Source organism: Sphingomonas sp. PP-CE-3G-477, assembly GCF_003050745.1.
Taxonomy (GTDB): Bacteria; Pseudomonadota; Alphaproteobacteria; order Sphingomonadales; family Sphingomonadaceae; genus Sphingomonas.
The window spans coordinates 388,102-402,693 of the sequence record NZ_QAOF01000002.1 but is presented as its reverse complement, the minus strand read 5'-3'; the positions used below and the strand labels follow the sequence as shown (position 1 = coordinate 402,693).

The following is a 14,592-nucleotide window of genomic DNA, read 5'->3' as shown; positions in this document are numbered from 1 at the left end:
CCGTCATTTCGGGACGGTCTTTTCGTAGCGGTCCCAGTGCGTGGTGAGTTCGTCGATCACGCGGGAGCCGACGAGATACAGGCTTTCGAGCGCCGCGGTCATGCCGGAAAAGCCCTCGTTCTCGCGCAGCAGATAGTCGGCGGCGGTGACGCCCGGCGGCGGCATGGTGAAATTACTGCCGGCGCGCAGGACCATGACGCGGGTCTTGTCGACGCGGCCCATTTTGGCGAGCTGAAGGATCGACTGGTAGGTGCCGGTCTCCTCCATGCCCGAGGTAACGAATTCGCCCTTCCCGGCGGTCCAGTAGCGCACCCAGTCGTTCGCCCAGTCGTTGAGGATCCTGCCGTGCCAGAAGGTCGTCGCCGCGAGCTGATCGCCCTTCAGGACGAAGGGCGGGCGTTGCGCCATCGGGTAGCCGGAGTAGCGCGCGCGCTCCTTGGTGATCGCGGGATCGTCGGGGAGCTTGATCGCCTTGGTCAGCGTGTAGGCCCAGTCCCGCAGGCCGGCGTTCAGTTCGAACATCTCGCCGTGCGGCGTCGCCGGGCGGGGGTCGTTCGGCCCCTTGCGGTCGAGCGGAAAATAGCCCGACTTCCAGTCCTTGGGGATTTCGCGCGCGTCGATCTCATGCCCGAGATCGCCGTCTACCAGGTAGCGCGCCCAGGCGGCCGAGCCGATCGAGGCGTCCTCGGGGTCGATCCCGGCGATCCCGGCGACCAGCCAATAGGCGCGGGTCAGGTCGAAGCGCTGGTCGAGCCCAAGCGCCATCGTCGATCCGGCGGAATGCGCGGTGCCCATGCCGGTGACGATCGCGAGGACGTGCGATGTCGGGTCGTAATAGAGGTCGTGATCGGCCTGCGGGAAGGGAATGCGGACATCGAAATGATGACGTTCCCGCCAAAGCTGGAACTCGCCGGGGGCGTCGCCGGTGTCGTTGCCGATCTCGAACATGGTGACGACGACGGCGCGGATCTGGAGCGGGTGCGGGCAGGGTGCGCCTGGGGCGCAGGCCTTGATGCCGGTAGCTGGCGCGGGTTTGGCGGGCGCTGCGTAGGCGGTCGGAGAGAGCAGGCTCAGGGCGGCGCTCGCGTAGAGTGCGGCGCGGGTCAGGAGGGGCATAGGGTCGGTGTCTCCCGGTGTGGTGCGGTTCTTGGCTCTGGATGCGGGGTCGAGCCCAGGATGACGGGAGTGGGGGGCGTCCTGCACCCCCCCCCCCTTCGCGTCAGAACTTGTAGATGACCGAGCCCTGGAAGCTGCGGGGGCGCTCGGGGAGGACGATGGTGCTGCCGAACAATTCGGTGAAGTTCGCGCGGAAGTAGGTCGTGTCGGTGACGTTCTTCACGACGGCGCGGAACAGCCAATTGTCCTTCTGGTACGACGCGCCGAGATCGACCAGCGTGTAGGCCGGCAGTTTCACGACACGCGACTGGCCCGAGAACGTCGAGTCGACCTGGACGAGGCTGGCAGTGAAGGCGATGCCGTTGTCGAACGCGTAGCTGGCAGTGGCCGAGTACAGGTTCGTCGGAATGCCCTGACGTCGCGATGCTTCCTTGTCGGCGATCGGGATGAGGCCGCCCGGCTGGCCGCCGAGGAACAGCGTCGGATCGGTGACGTTGATCAGATCGCCGATGCCGAAGAAGCTGAAGGTCGAGCCCGCATCTAGAAATGTCAGGTTGTAGACCTTGGTCCGGGTATAGGCACCGGTGATAAACAGGTGCTTGTCGACCGCCCAGCGGGCTTCGGCCTCGAGACCCCTGGTTTCGACCGACTGGTTGACGGTCGCCGACTGGACGTTGTGATCGGTGCGGCTCTGCTTGTAGATCGAGACGGCAGCGTAGAGCTTGTCGTCGAGGAAGCTGCCCTTGAGGCCCCCTTCGTAAAGCTTCGAGGCAGCGACGAAGTTCTCGCCGACGACGTCCGCGACGGCGATCTCCGCACCCTGACCCGCGACGACGGTCGACTGGCGCGAGGCGGTGACGTACGGGATCAGGCCGAACGGCAGCTTGTAGGATGCGCTCGCGGTCCACGACCATGCGCCGGTGCTGCCGGATCCGCTCAGCACGGCGGGAACGACGCGAACCTTGGTCGGATTGGTGGTCGATTTGGCGTCGACGATATCATAGCGCGCGCCGAGCAGCAGATCGAGGCCGAAGTCGAAGTCGAGATCGGCAAGTCCGGCGAGACCGTAGTCGGTATAATGGCCCTTTACGTAATCCGTGTAATCACAATCGCATTCGGTCGACAGCAGGCGATCGGACAGCGGCGTATAGCCCACCGTCAGATCGACCCGGTGGAAATACTCGAAGTTGAAATCGTCGCCGTGGAGAAAATCGGTATAGCGGATCGATGGCGACACCTGGAACGAGAATTTGCCGACATCGGTCTTGAACGCCTTCGACAGGACGATCTTGTCCTCGATTACCCAGGAATCGTGGAATTGCGAGAAGCCATAGGCGTTGTTGTTGTCGTTGTTGTAGCCGTCGTAGAATAGCTGGTTCTTGATCTCCAGACCGTCGCCGCCGTCGAAGATGATGTCGAAATAGCCGGTCTTCGTCGTGTTCTTCAGGAAATCGTCCTCGCCGGTCAGCACGTCCTTGCGACTGAGCTTGGCGGTGCCGACGTTCTGGAGCGCGAGGTAATTGTTCGGGCCGGTGCCGTTCGCCGCCGTAAGGGTGTTGAAGCAGGCGTTGGTGATCGATGCCGCGGTGACGTTGCCGCCGCACCCGAAGCCACCGAACGGCGCGAAATTGCCGACTGCGGTGAACTCGGCGGGGGAAAGCTGGCCGTCGCCATTGGTGTCGAGCGGTTTGGCCGAGCCTGTGATATAGGTGCCGTTGTCGACCAGATCCTGCGTCAGGCGGTTCCAGCCACCGTTCTGCTGGCCCGAATATTTCTGGTACATGCCGCCGAACTCGATCCGCAGCGTGTCGGTCAGATGGTTGTCGAACGCCGCCTGCAGGATCGTCTGGTTGGTGCCCATGTTGCGGTAATAGCTGCCGGAATCCTCGATCTCGGCGTACAGGCTGTAGCCGAACTCGGTGCCCATGACCTTTGCCGGCCCGCGGACTTCGGCCTTGAGGACGTTCCGGTTCCAGCTGCCGCCGGTATAGCTGATCTCACCCTCGGCATGGTCGAGCAGCGCGCCGCCCTTCACGCGTGCCGATTTGGGCACGAAATTCATGTAGCCGCCGGTCTTTGACGGGCCGTAGATCGGCGAGGCGGGGCCGCGAACGATGTCGATGCGGTCGGAGGCGCCGATCGGGGTCGGGTAGTTGCCCGGATTGTCGAGCCGGCGGACGCCGCGGAAATAGACTTCGCCGGGCGTACCACGGATATCGAGCGCGCCGCCGACGCCGAAGAACGAGTTGGTGAAGGTGCCTGGCGCCTGCGCGACGAGATCGTAGATGTCGGCGATGCCGAAGCGCTCGATCTGCTCGCCGCTAATCGTCGAGGCGGAGCGCGGGGTTTCGACCAGCGTCTTGTTGAAGCCGAAGATCGAGCCGACGTCCTTGTTCGGCAGCGCGTCGAGCGAGCCGGTGATGACGATCTCGGCGCTTTCATCGACAGGGTCTTCTTTAGTCGCGGCCTGCGGCGCGGTCTGCGCCAACGCGGGCGCGGTGATCGCCGTACAGGACAGCAGGCCTGCGACCAGCGCGAGCAGGGGCGATCGACCATGGCTGCGCGAGACACCAACGTTCGACGAGCCGGAGCCCTGAATGTGTACCATTATTGCTATTCCCCCTGAACTTAACGGCGAGATGCCCCCGCGTCTCTGCGTATGTGCCGTCGCAACACTGTCGCGCCGACGCCTTTCCTGGCGACACTATTGTTGCGTCGATCCGCCCCCGAACCTTTATCTTTATGAACACTGCGTAGGGGCTTGACCTGCGGCTATCAAATGCAATGAATTCCGCAGCCCGTTGCAAAAAATAGAGTGGTCTATGCCCGCCTTTTCACGATTTCTGCGCTACTTCATCGCGGTCGGGCGGTTGGGCTCGATCAGGAAGGCGGCCGACGTTCTCAACGTCTCGGCGTCGGCGATCGATCGCCAGATCCTGAACGTCGAAGCCGATATGGGAATGCCGCTGTTCGAGCGCCTGCCGACCGGGCTGAGACTGACGGCAGCGGGCGAGATGATGATGGCGTCCGGACTGAAATGGCAGAAGGAACTGGGCGATGTCCGGACCCAGATCGAGGACCTTCGTGGGCTGAAACGCGGGCATGTCGACATCGCGATCATCGATGCGCTGGCGAAAGGCTATATCCCGAGCACGATCCACGCGATCCAGAGCCAGTATCCGGGCATCACGATCGGCATCAAGGTGCTGAACAACGACGCCGTGCGGAGTGCGATCCTGAGCGGCGAAGTGGATTTCGGGATATTCTTCGAACCGCAATCCTTCCGCGGGATCACCGTGCGAGCGTTCGTCGAGGTCGTCCTCGGCCTGTTGACGCCGGCAGGGCACCCGCTCGGCCAGCACCGCGAGGCGCGCTTCTCGGCCTGCGCGGGTTCTGCGCTGATCGTTCCCGCCGAGCCGCTGGCGGTATGTCAGCAGATCGCCGTGCTGGAGGGTATCACAGGCGTGGTCGTCGACAAGACGGTGACGTCGGACAATATCCAGATGATCACGTCGCTCGTATTGCAAGGCGTCGGGATCGGCATCCTGACCTCGATCGACGTGACGACGGAGGTCCGCCGAGGGCTGCTGTCGTTCACCAAGATCTCGGATTCGGTGCTGCGGCCGATGATCCTCGCGCTGTGCACGTCGTCGGCGCGGACGCCGTCCTATGCCGCCGGGATCGTCCTGCGCGAGATCGAGAACGGCTTTGCGCAACTGAGCTATCCGGCATCGATGGAAACGACCGCCGATCCCGACGCATGAGGGCTATTTATGGAGGCGGCGGTTTGCACCGTTGGCGATCAGCCGGGTCATCAACGCCTCCAGCCTCGCAGGGTCGACGGAGCGGATGACCGTGGCGCGCTGCTCGCCCAATCCGGGTTGATACCCTTCGTCCCAGGACAGCAGATCGCCATACCCCGCGCCGAACTGCGTGTTCGCATCGACGAACAGCGTCTCCTTCGCCGTGACGATCGTCGGATCGAGCCAGACCGCCGCAGCCACTTCGTCCCATAACGGAAAGCCCGGTTCCATCGCGGCGATGAACTGCGCAACGTCGGGGTCGGCGACCTTGGCGAGGCGGTTGCGCAACGCGACGCTCAACTGTGTCGCGGTCGCCGGATCTACTGGGACGAGTGTCACCCGCTTCCAGGCGCTGCGGAGCACGATGCTCGCGGCTTCGGGATCGAACCGGATGTTGAACTCGCGCCGCGGCGTGTTGACGTATTCGCGCGCGAACTCGTTGGCCGAAGGGTTCGACAGGACCTGCCGAGGATTGAGGCTGCCTCCCATGTAGACGAGTTCCTTCACAAGCCCGGCGAAACTCGGATCGAGCCGCTGGGCGAGGGCCAGATTGGTCAGCGGCCCTGCCGCGACGATCGTGATCTCGCCCGGATGCGCGTGGACCATGCGGATCAGGAACATCGCGGCGATCTCCGGCGACGGCTTCGTCTTCGCATTGCCGCCGGGCAACACGACCGGATCGGTCGGGCCGTAATAGGGCGGCGTGGTTTGCTGGGTCGGCTGGACCCAGGCCTTCATCCACGCACCCTTCCAGGTGAGTTTGCCGTACAGTGCCTCCCAGCGATCGGTCAGCGCTTCCGAATTGAGCAACGGATAGGTCGCGCCCTGCACGACGGGAATATCGGTACGGCCGGTGATCTCGACGCCGCGCAGAGCCAGTGCCGTGGCGCGATTGGCCCAGACGTTGCCGGATACGGTCGTGATGCCGACGACGTCGACGTCGGGCGCGTCGAGCAGCATCAGGTGCATCAACGCGAACCCCTCGTCGTCGATAATGACTTTTCGCCGGGCATCCTGCGCGCCGGCCCTGGCGGACTCCTGTGCGGTGGCGGTGCCAGCCACGGCGATCGCGAAGCAGAGCGCAAAAGTGCGGACGGCACGCGCGATCCGGTGGGCGGGGTCGGGTCTCATCGCGTCGTCTCCATGGCGGGTCTCGCAAAGCCCTGCGCGCGGTCTTAGGCGCAGTGTCCGAGGATGTAGGTTTGCAGAATTGCCCGGTCGTCGCCGAGGATCTGCAAGGCGAACAGACGCTCGGCGAGACTTGCATCCCGTGTCCGGCGCGCCAGCAGCGGCGTCGCTGCGCTGTCGAGCACGACGAAATCCGCCTCCTGACCGACTTCCAGGCTACCGACGCGGTCTTCGATGTGGAGCAGGCGGGCGCTCCCGGCGGTGGCGAGGTACAGCGCACGAAACGGGTCGAGGGCGTCTTCGCGAGCGAGCGCGGCCTGGTAGGCGAGGCCGGCAGTGTGCAGCATCGAGAAGCTGGTGCCCGCGCCGATGTCCGTGCCGAGCCCCAGGCGGATGCCATGCGCGTCGGCTTGGCCGAAGTCGAAGAAGCCCGAGCCCAGGAACAGGTTGGAACTGGGGCAGACGGCAATCCCGGCGCCGCTTTCGGCGAGGCGGGTGCAGGCGCGATCGGACAGGTGGACGCCGTGTGCGAACACCGAGCGGTCACCGACCAGCCCGAACCGGTCGTAGACGTCGAGATAGTCGCGCGCATCGCTGAACCGTGCGGCGACGGCGGCGCATTCGTGCACGTTCTCCGACAGATGCGTGTGCATCAGGACTTCGGGATGGGCCGCCACCAGGTCACCGGCAACGCGCAACTGCTCGTCGGAGGAGGTGAGCGCGAACCGCGGCGTGACGGCATAACCGAGACGACCGCGGCCCTGCCATCTGCGGATTAGCGCGTCGGTTTCCGCGCGCGCGGTCTCCGGCGTATCGGCGAGGCCTTCGGGGCCAAGGTCCATCAGGATCTTGCCGGAGATGATGCGCATGCGCCTGTCGAGCGCGGCTTCGAACAGCGCGTCGACCGAATGTGCGTGGACGGTCGGGAAGACCAGCGCGCTGGTCGTGCCGTTGCGGAGCAGCTCATCAAGGAAGGCGCTTGCGACGGCATCGGCATGCGCGCGGTCGGCAAAGGCGCGTTCGGCCGGGAAGATGTGGCGGTCGAGCCAGTCGAGCAATTGAGCGCCGTGCGAGGCGATGCTGTCCATCTGCGGATAATGGACGTGCGCATCGACGAAGCCGGGGACGATGAGGCCTGGCAGCGTCTCGGTCGGAACGTCGGCAAAATTGTCGGAGAGATCGGAATAGTCGCCGCGGGCGATGACGATACCGTCCTCGATCACGAGCAGCCCGTCGGGTTCGTGGCGGACCGCGTCCGGATCTTCGCGCGGATCGCGGGCGACGGAGAGCATCTCGCCGCGGAAGGCTTTGCGCATCAGTGGCTCGTCAGTTGCAGGAGTTGCGCGAGGGTCGAGATGGCGATGACGTCGGGTTCCTTGCCGGGGATGCGGGCGATGCCGATGGGCGACGTAAGGCGAGCCCGGGCTTCGGCGGGGATGCCTTCGCGGTCAAGCCGGGCGTCGAAACGCGCGCGCTTGGTGGCGGAGCCGATCAGACCGACGAACGCGGGCGGCGGTCGTTCGAGCGCGGCCCTGGTCAGCTGGTAGTCGAGCGCGTGGTCGTGCGTGAGGATCAGGATCGCGCTGTCGTCGGGCGCCTCGGCGACGCACGCGGCGATTCCGGCTTCGGAGACGACCGAGACGCCTTCGATCGTTTCGAAGACGGGGCGGGTGTCGAACCAGGCGAGCCGGAACGGCAGGTTGACGGCGTGGCGGGCGATGGCCTGCCCGACATGGCCGGCTCCGAAGAGGTAGATCGGGCGGCGGCGCTGACCGACGATCTCGGCGAAGCTGGTGCCGGGGAGCGGGGCGGGGCCCCTGGCGGAGAGCGGCGTCGGTACAGTGTCGTGGCTTATCCGGCGCTCGATTCCAGTCGGCGTCAGCGTCGAGACGAGCACGCGTTCCTCCGCGGCATCGGCGATCCAGCCGAGTGCGCCCGGATCGATATTCTCGACCAGCAATCGCACGCGACCACCGCAGCATTGGCCGAGTAGCGGGCCAAGCGGGTAATCCTGGACGCGCCAGCTTCCGGTCGGGAGCGCGAGGATGGCGCGGGCCTGATCGACCGCGCGATATTCTAGCTGGCCGCCGCCGATCGTGCCGTGCAGCGCGCCGGCCGTGACCAGCATGCGCGTGCCGGCACCGCGTGGCGCCGAGCCTTCGCTGGCGAGGACGCTGATCATCGCGGCGGGTTGGTTCGCGGCGATGTCGCGGAGCCAGGTGAGCCAGTCGATCATCCGCGGTGACCGGCTATCGCGCGAAGGATCGCCTCGGGCGTCGCGGGCGCGTTCAACGGCGGCAGGCTGCGCGTGTCGGGCGCGGTCGCGGCGATAGCGTGGTTCAGCGCGGAGAAGGCGGCGATGGCGAGCATGAAGGGGGGCTCGCCGACCGCTTTCGATCGGCCGATCGTCGGTTCGACATTCTCGCCGTCCCATAGGGCGATGGTCAGGTGGCGCGGGCGGTCGGAGGCGGTCGGGATCTTGTAGGTGGCTGGCGAATGCGTGAGCAGGCGGCCCTTGTCGTCGAACACGAGCTCTTCGGTGGTTAGCCAGCCTTGGCCCTGGAGGAAGCCGCCCTCGATCTGGCCGATGTCGATCGCCGGGTTGAGCGAGCGGCCGACGTCATGGAGGATGTCGACGGCCAGCACCTTGTGCTCGCCGGTAAGCGTGTCGATCGCGACTTCGGCGAGTGCTGCTCCGTAGGCGAAATAGTAGAAGGGGCGGCCCTGGTGCGCGGCGCGGTCATAGGCGATGCCGGGGGTCGCGTAATAGCCGGTCGCGGAGAGCGAGATGCGGGCCATGTGCGCTTTCCGGGCGAGATCGCGGAAGGTGAGGCGTTCCGTGCCGCCGACCACGCCTTCCAGGGTGAACCGGATGTCGTCACAGTCGAAAGTCCGCTCGAGGAACTCCGTCAGCCGATCACGGATCGTCATCGCCGCGTTGTAGGCCGCCATGCCGTTGAGATCCGCGCCCGACGACGCTGCGGTCGCCGAGGTGTTGGGGACCTTGTCGGTGCGGGTCGCGGTGATGCGGACTTGCGACACCGGCACCGCGAAGACGTCGGCGACGATCTGCGCGATCTTGATGTAGAGGCCCTGGCCCATTTCGGTGCCGCCGTGATTGATCTGGATGCTGCCGTCGGCATAGACGTGGACTAGTGCGCCGGCCTGGTTGAGATGCGTGGTGGTGAAGCTGATCCCGAATTTCACGGGGGTGAGTGCCAAGCCCTTCTTGATGATGGGGTTGCCTGCGTTGAACGCCTCGACGTCCTGGCGTCTCGCGTCGTAGCGCGCGTCTTTTCGCAGCTTGGCAATGAGTTGCGAGACGATGTTGTCGGAGACTGTCATGCCGTAGGGGGTGATTGCTCGGCCGGGAGCGTAGAGGTTGGCGAGCCTGACCTCCAGCGGATCGCGGCCGAGATGCGCGGCGACGTCGTCGATGACGCGCTCGATCGCGAGCATGCCCTGCGGCCCGCCGAAGCCGCGAAAGGCGGTGGCGGAGACGGTGTTGGTCTTCAGTCGTTCGGAGACGATCTCGACATCGGGAAGCCAGTAGCAATTGTCGCTGTGGAACATCGCGCGGTCGTTGATCGCGGGGGACAGGTCGACCGTGGCGCCGCACCGTGAAGCGAGCCGGAGGTGGAGCGCGAGTATGCGGCCTTCGTCGTCGTAACCGACGTCATAGGCGACCTCGAAATCATGCCGCTTGCCGGTCATGATCATGTCGTCGTCGCGGTCGCAGCGGAATTTGGCGGGGCGGCCGGTCTTGTCGGCGACCAGCGCGGCGGCGGCGGCGAAGGCGGCGGCCTGCGTTTCCTTGCCCCCGAACGCGCCGCCCATCCGACGGACCTCGACGGTGATGTCGGCCGAGTTGCGGTCGAGCATGTGCGCGACGAGGTGCTGGATCTCGCTCGGATGCTGGGTCGAGCTGAGGATGTGGACTTGCCCATCCTCGCCTGGGGTGGCGATCGCGACTTGCCCTTCGAGATAAAAATGATCCTGGCCGCCCATCGCGAAACCGCCCGCGATTTTGTGGGGGGCGGAGGCTAGTGCGGCGCGCGCGTCGCCGCGGGCCATGCGCTGGGTCGGTTCGATCTCGGATTTAGCCTCACGCGCCGCTCCGATCGTGAGGGGGGCGGCGCGCGGTTCGTAGTCGATCTTGCCGAGCCGGGCGGCGACGCGGGCGGCGCGCTGGCTGGTGGCAGCAACGAGGAAGATGGGGTGGCCGACATACAGGACTTCATCGTCGGCGAGCAGGAGGTCGTCCTTCGCGACCGGGCTGACGTTGTTGGCGCCGGGGATGTCGGCGGCGGTGAAGACGGCGACGACTCCGGGCGCGGTGCGAACGGCGGCGAGGTCGATCGCGGCGATCCCGGCATGTGCTTCGCTGCTCGGGCCGAATGCGAGGTGGAGCATGTCGCCGGGTTCGCCGACGTCGTCGACGTACAGCGCGGCGCCGCCGACGTGGAGGCGGGCGCTGTCGTGCGGATTGGAGGGCTTTGGCGCGATATCAGCCACCGGCGGACTCGAGATCGAGCACGGAGACGGTCTCGCCCTGCGCCTTGTACCAGAGGCGGAGGAGGAGATTGGCGGCGGCGTCTATGCGGTAGGCGGCCGATCCGCGGACGTCGGTGAGTGGGGCGTAATCGGCGCGGAGTGCGTCCATCGCGGTCTGGATGGTCGCCAGCGTGAAAGGCTGATCGGTGAGCGCCGCTTCGCATCCGACGGCGCGTTTCGGGGTTGCGGCCATCCCGCCGAACGCGACGCGGGCGTGCGCGATCCGGTCGTCGCGGACGGTCAGTTTGAACGCGCCGCAGACCGCGGTGATGTCGCTGTCGAACCGGCGGGCGAGCTTGGAGATGTGGATGACGTCGCCGGGGCCGGGTCGGGGAATGTGGAGGCTCTCGACGAACTCGTTGGGGCAGCGATCCTGTTTGCCGTATGCGATGAAATAATCTTCGAGCGGCATCGTCCGGCGGCCTTCGGCGCTGCGCACCGTGAGGGTCGCGCCGAGTGCGATGAACGCCGGGGGCCCGTCGCCGATCGGGGAACCGTTGGCGATGTTGCCGCCGATCGTACCCGCGTTGCGGACCTGGAGCCCGCCGAGGCGTCGGACGAGTTCGCCGAGATCGGGGTGTAGGCGGGCGAACGCGTCGTGCGCGTCGGCGTAGCGGACGGCTGCACCCAGCGTCAGGCCGTCCGGGGTTTCGTCGATCCGGGCGAGTTCGGCGATGTCGCCGACGAAGATCAGCGTGTCGATCGTCTGCAGGCCCTTGGTGACCCAGAGGCCGATATCGGTCGCGCCTGCGACGATGCGTGCGTCGGGGTATTGCGCGAGCAGGTCGGCGAGCGCGGTCGCGGTGCGCGGGATGAACCATCGGCGGTCGCCGAAGCGTCCCGCGACGGTGTCCGTTTCGGCAAGCGCCTTCAGTCTGGCGACCAGCGGAGCGTCATCGCGCGGGTATGGTGCGACGATTTCGCCTGCCGCGAGGATCGGGCCATAGCCGGTGCAGCGGCAGAGGTTGCCGGCGATCACGTCGGCGACCGGGAGCGTGTGGCCGGTCGCGCCGATGCTGCGGCCGTGGAGCGACATCACGAAGCCGGGCGTGCAGAAGCCGCATTGCGAACTCCCGTTTTCCGCCATGCAGGTCTGGAGCGGGGTGAGGACACCGTCCTTCACGAGGCTCTCGACAGTCAGCAGCGCCTTGCCGTGGAGCATCGGCAGGAAGAGGATGCAGGCGTTGACCGCACGCCACGTCACCGCGTCTTCCGTGCTGTCCAGTTCGCCGACGAGCACGGTGCAGGCGCCGCAATCGCCTTCCGCGCAGCCTTCCTTGGTGCCGGTCCTGCGCATCCGGTAGCGCAGGTGATCGAGCAGCGTCGCGGTCGGATCGACCTCGGCGAGTTCGACGACCGCGTCGTCGAGCAGGAACCTGACGGTCATCTCAGCTGCCGCGATAGGTCGAGTAGGCGAACGGGGAGACGAGCAGCGGCACGTGATAATGGCCGGCGTCGTCGGCGATTCCGAAATCGATCGCGACGATGTCGAGGAACGGCGGGTCGGGCAGGGCGACGTCGAGGCTGCGGAAATAGTCGGCGACCGAGAATTCGAGGCGATAGCGGCCGGGGGCGATCGTCGGCAGGCCGGGGCAGCGGCCGTCCGCGTTGGTGATGCCCGAGAACAGCCACGCGCCGGCTGGGGTCGACAGGCGGACCGCGACATTGACGGCGGGGCGGCCGTGGGCGGTGTCCAGGACGTGCGTGGAGATAGTCGTCATGCGGTTGCGTCCTGAGCGGGAGGCCATTCGCCGACGAATTCGGCTTCGTCATAGGCGAGCAGATCGGCGACCAGGGATTCGCGGTCGTCGAGGAAGAGCTGGTCGGTGATGCCTTTCACGACCCTGGGAAGTGCCGTGCGCAGGCCCGAGAGCGCGGAGGCGGACAGGCCGAGGCTGACGAGTGCCGCGTAGTTGAAGGCGAACAGGCCGTGCAGATCTGGCCCATCAGCAGGGTCGCGGGGGAGGAGCTCGAAGCCGGTGCCGAGATAGGGATGCGCGTCGATGAGCGCATTCGCCTGCCCAACTGGCGGCGTGTAGCGGTCGGCCCAGCGCGCGATCTTTCCAGCAACCATTTTGAGTTCGGGGCGCAGGCTGGAATCGCTGACGAGACCGGTCGAGAGCACGACGAAATCGAAGACATGCTCGCCGTGCGGTGTCGTTACCCGGACCTTGTCGTCTTCGTTTGCGACGGACAGCCAGGGTGCGCCGAGGTGTAGCGCGAACCCGGGCTTGGCGGAGGCGCGCGCGAAAATGTCGTTGGTCGGAGGCTGGTTGTGGCCGAGGAACGCGGCCATCACCGCGTATTTGTCGGCGTCGGCGAGCGCGGGATAGCGGCCGGTGAAACCGACGCGCTCCATGTGGCGAATCGGGTTGATCCGCGGCAGGACTTTACGACGGAGGAACACGTCGACCGCCGCTACGCCGGACTCCAGCGCGGCATTGGCATTGTCGAACGCGGAGGCGCCGCCGCCGAGGATGCCGATCCGCTTGCCGGCGAGTGCCGCGTAATCGATCGGTTCGCTGGTATGCGCGTAAAAGTTACGGGGGAGAGCATTCCCGATCATCGGCGGGACGTGCCATTCGCCGCCGCCCTGAATGCCGGTTGCCAGGACCACCTTGCGCGCTAGCAGCGGCGCTTGGCCGGCGATGTGGAGGCGGTAGAGGCCCTGTTCGAGCGGCTCGATCAGGTCGAGTTTCGCATCGTTGCGGACCGGGAGTGCGAGCACGCGGCGGTACCAGCGGAGGTACGCCATCCAGTCGCCACGGGGGATCTTGTCGAGCGCGTCCCAGCCTTCGGTGCCGTGTTGCGCCTCATACCATGCGCGGAAACTGAGCGCGGGGACGCCGAAGTCGATCGGGTTGAGCCCTTTCGGCGTGCGCAGCGTGATCATCCGCGCGTAGGTGTCCCACGGGCCTTCGTAGCCGGCCGGGTTCTCGTCGATGATCGCGATGTTCGAGACGCGTTCGCGGCGCAGGCCGAACGCGACGGCGAGTCCGCTCTGGCCGCCGCCGATGATGACGACGTCGTGGACATGGCCGTCTGGATGCGCGCGGGGGCGGGTCCAGTCTGCGCCACCGTGACCGATCAGGGCGAGTTGGCGGGCGAGGTCCGCTTCGAGTGCGGGGAGGCCGGTCATGCGAGGCCTTCCAGTCGGAGCCGGACGATCTCGCCGATCTGCGCGAGTGCGGTGGCAATCTCGGTATCGCGGGAGTTGCTAAGGCGTTGCTCCATCGCGGCGAGGATGCCGGCCTTGTCGGTCAAGCGGACGCAGACGATGAACGGGAAGTCGAAGCGGTCGCGATAGGCTGTGTTGAGCGCGTGGAAGCGGTCGAACTCGGCGGGCGTCAGGCGGTCCAGACCCGCAGAGGCTTGTTCGGCGGTCGAGGCCTCTGTCAGCGTGCGGTCGATCGCGGCCTTGCCGGCGAGTTCGGGGTGCGCGCGGATCAGGGCGAGCTGGTCTTCGGGACTTGCGGCGTGGACCGCGGCCATCAGTCCGGCGTGCACGTCCGCAAACGGAAGCGCCTCGGCGGCGCGTTCGACGACCCAGGGCGAGTGCTCGAACAGGGCGGCATGGCGCGCGACGAACGCTTCGGCGGCGGTCAATGCGTCGTCCCTTCGAGGCTGACGTGCGCGGAGACCACTTTCCAGCCATCCGCGAACTTCACCCAGGCCTGCGTCTGGCGGCCGCGGCGGTCGCTTCCTTCGCGGTGGAATTCGGCGTCGGCGGTGGCGAACGCATCGCCGTAGACGGTGATCGCGACGCGACCGAGCTTGCGCTGGGGCGAGCCACCGCGGCCTTTGCGGAAGTCGCGGATCGCGTCGATGCCGTACAGGACTTCGCCGACCCCGTAGCGGTTGGTGGTGGGCGCGGCGTGGAACAGCGCGTCGAGCGCGGCGACGTCGTCGGCCATCAGCGCGCGCTCATAGGCTTCGAACGCCTGGGTCACTTCGGCGAGCAGGACGGGGTCGTCGATCTTCAATGCGGGCA

12 protein-coding genes are annotated in these 14,592 nt (G+C 66.4%); 1 reads left to right on the top strand and 11 read right to left on the bottom strand.

Going from position 1 to position 14,592, the window contains the following annotated elements; translation table 11 throughout:
- Nucleotides 1–3: 3 nt before the first annotated feature.
- Nucleotides 4–1,116, bottom strand: a complete 1,113-nt coding sequence (locus C8J45_RS07125; protein ID WP_107962565.1) for a purine nucleoside permease — start codon at nt 1,114–1,116, stop codon at nt 4–6.
- A 103-nt stretch (nt 1,117–1,219) separates the two neighbouring features.
- Nucleotides 1,220–3,724: a TonB-dependent siderophore receptor gene (locus C8J45_RS07120; RefSeq protein WP_107962564.1), complete on the bottom strand. Its 2,505-nt coding sequence runs from the start codon at nt 3,722–3,724 to the stop codon at nt 1,220–1,222.
- 214 nt (nt 3,725–3,938) lie between these two features.
- Between C8J45_RS07120 and C8J45_RS07115 the strand changes: the two genes are divergently transcribed.
- Nucleotides 3,939–4,880: a LysR family transcriptional regulator gene (locus C8J45_RS07115; protein ID WP_107962563.1), complete on the top strand. Its 942-nt coding sequence runs from the start codon at nt 3,939–3,941 to the stop codon at nt 4,878–4,880.
- A gap of 3 nt (nt 4,881–4,883) precedes the next feature.
- Here the strand turns inward: C8J45_RS07115 and C8J45_RS07110 are convergent, their stop codons facing one another.
- Genes C8J45_RS07110 through hpxZ form a run of 9 tightly spaced genes read right to left on the bottom strand, consistent with a single transcriptional unit; the run spans nt 4,884 to nt 14,584 of the window.
- A complete protein-coding gene (locus C8J45_RS07110; protein ID WP_107962562.1) occupies nt 4,884–6,050 on the bottom strand; it encodes a nucleoside hydrolase in 1,167 nt (388 codons plus the stop codon).
- A gap of 44 nt (nt 6,051–6,094) precedes the next feature.
- Entirely contained in the window at nt 6,095–7,363 is a 1,269-nt protein-coding gene (guaD, locus tag C8J45_RS07105) for a guanine deaminase (protein WP_181321137.1), read from the bottom strand.
- Nucleotides 7,363–8,283, bottom strand: a complete 921-nt coding sequence (gene xdhC, locus C8J45_RS07100; RefSeq protein WP_107962560.1) for a xanthine dehydrogenase accessory protein XdhC — start codon at nt 8,281–8,283, stop codon at nt 7,363–7,365. The genes guaD and xdhC overlap by 1 nt, the downstream gene beginning before the upstream one ends.
- On the bottom strand, nt 8,280–10,562 hold the full coding sequence (xdhB, locus tag C8J45_RS07095) for a xanthine dehydrogenase molybdopterin binding subunit (RefSeq protein ID WP_258191341.1): 2,283 nt from the start codon (nt 10,560–10,562) through the stop codon (nt 8,280–8,282). The genes xdhC and xdhB overlap by 4 nt, the downstream gene beginning before the upstream one ends.
- A complete protein-coding gene (gene xdhA, locus C8J45_RS07090) occupies nt 10,555–11,988 on the bottom strand; it encodes a xanthine dehydrogenase small subunit (protein WP_107962558.1) in 1,434 nt (477 codons plus the stop codon). Before xdhA ends, xdhB begins: the two co-directional genes overlap by 8 nt.
- 1 nt (nt 11,989) lies before the next feature.
- A complete protein-coding gene (uraH, locus tag C8J45_RS07085; protein WP_107962557.1) occupies nt 11,990–12,322 on the bottom strand; it encodes a hydroxyisourate hydrolase in 333 nt (110 codons plus the stop codon).
- On the bottom strand, nt 12,319–13,740 hold the full coding sequence (locus C8J45_RS07080) for an FAD/NAD(P)-binding protein (RefSeq protein WP_107962556.1): 1,422 nt from the start codon (nt 13,738–13,740) through the stop codon (nt 12,319–12,321). The genes uraH and C8J45_RS07080 overlap by 4 nt, the downstream gene beginning before the upstream one ends.
- Nucleotides 13,737–14,207 carry a 2-oxo-4-hydroxy-4-carboxy-5-ureidoimidazoline decarboxylase gene (gene uraD / locus C8J45_RS07075; protein WP_107962555.1) on the bottom strand — a complete coding sequence of 157 codons (471 nt, stop codon included), beginning with the start codon at nt 14,205–14,207 and terminating at the stop codon, nt 13,737–13,739. Before uraD ends, C8J45_RS07080 begins: the two co-directional genes overlap by 4 nt.
- The gene (gene hpxZ / locus C8J45_RS07070) at nt 14,204–14,584 is read right to left on the bottom strand and encodes an oxalurate catabolism protein HpxZ (protein WP_107962639.1); all 381 of its coding nucleotides are present in this window, start codon (nt 14,582–14,584) and stop codon (nt 14,204–14,206) included. Before hpxZ ends, uraD begins: the two co-directional genes overlap by 4 nt.
- Nucleotides 14,585–14,592 lie beyond the last annotated feature (8 nt).

What these genes read in the sequence shown, in the direction of transcription:
- uraH (WP_107962557.1), bottom strand. Translation starts at nt 12,322, where the DNA reads ATGACGACTATCTCCACGCACGTCCTGGACACCGCCCACGGCCGCCCC.
- xdhC (WP_107962560.1), bottom strand. Translation starts at nt 8,283, where the DNA reads ATGATCGACTGGCTCACCTGGCTCCGCGACATCGCCGCGAACCAACCC.
- C8J45_RS07110 (WP_107962562.1), bottom strand. Translation starts at nt 6,050, where the DNA reads ATGAGACCCGACCCCGCCCACCGGATCGCGCGTGCCGTCCGCACTTTT.
- C8J45_RS07125 (WP_107962565.1), bottom strand. Translation starts at nt 1,116, where the DNA reads ATGCCCCTCCTGACCCGCGCCGCACTCTACGCGAGCGCCGCCCTGAGC.
- C8J45_RS07080 (WP_107962556.1), bottom strand. Translation starts at nt 13,740, where the DNA reads ATGACCGGCCTCCCCGCACTCGAAGCGGACCTCGCCCGCCAACTCGCC.
- C8J45_RS07115 (WP_107962563.1), top strand. Translation starts at nt 3,939, where the DNA reads ATGCCCGCCTTTTCACGATTTCTGCGCTACTTCATCGCGGTCGGGCGG.
- xdhA (WP_107962558.1), bottom strand. Translation starts at nt 11,988, where the DNA reads ATGACCGTCAGGTTCCTGCTCGACGACGCGGTCGTCGAACTCGCCGAG.
- guaD (WP_181321137.1), bottom strand. Translation starts at nt 7,363, where the DNA reads ATGCGCAAAGCCTTCCGCGGCGAGATGCTCTCCGTCGCCCGCGATCCG.
- C8J45_RS07120 (WP_107962564.1), bottom strand. Translation starts at nt 3,724, where the DNA reads ATGGTACACATTCAGGGCTCCGGCTCGTCGAACGTTGGTGTCTCGCGC.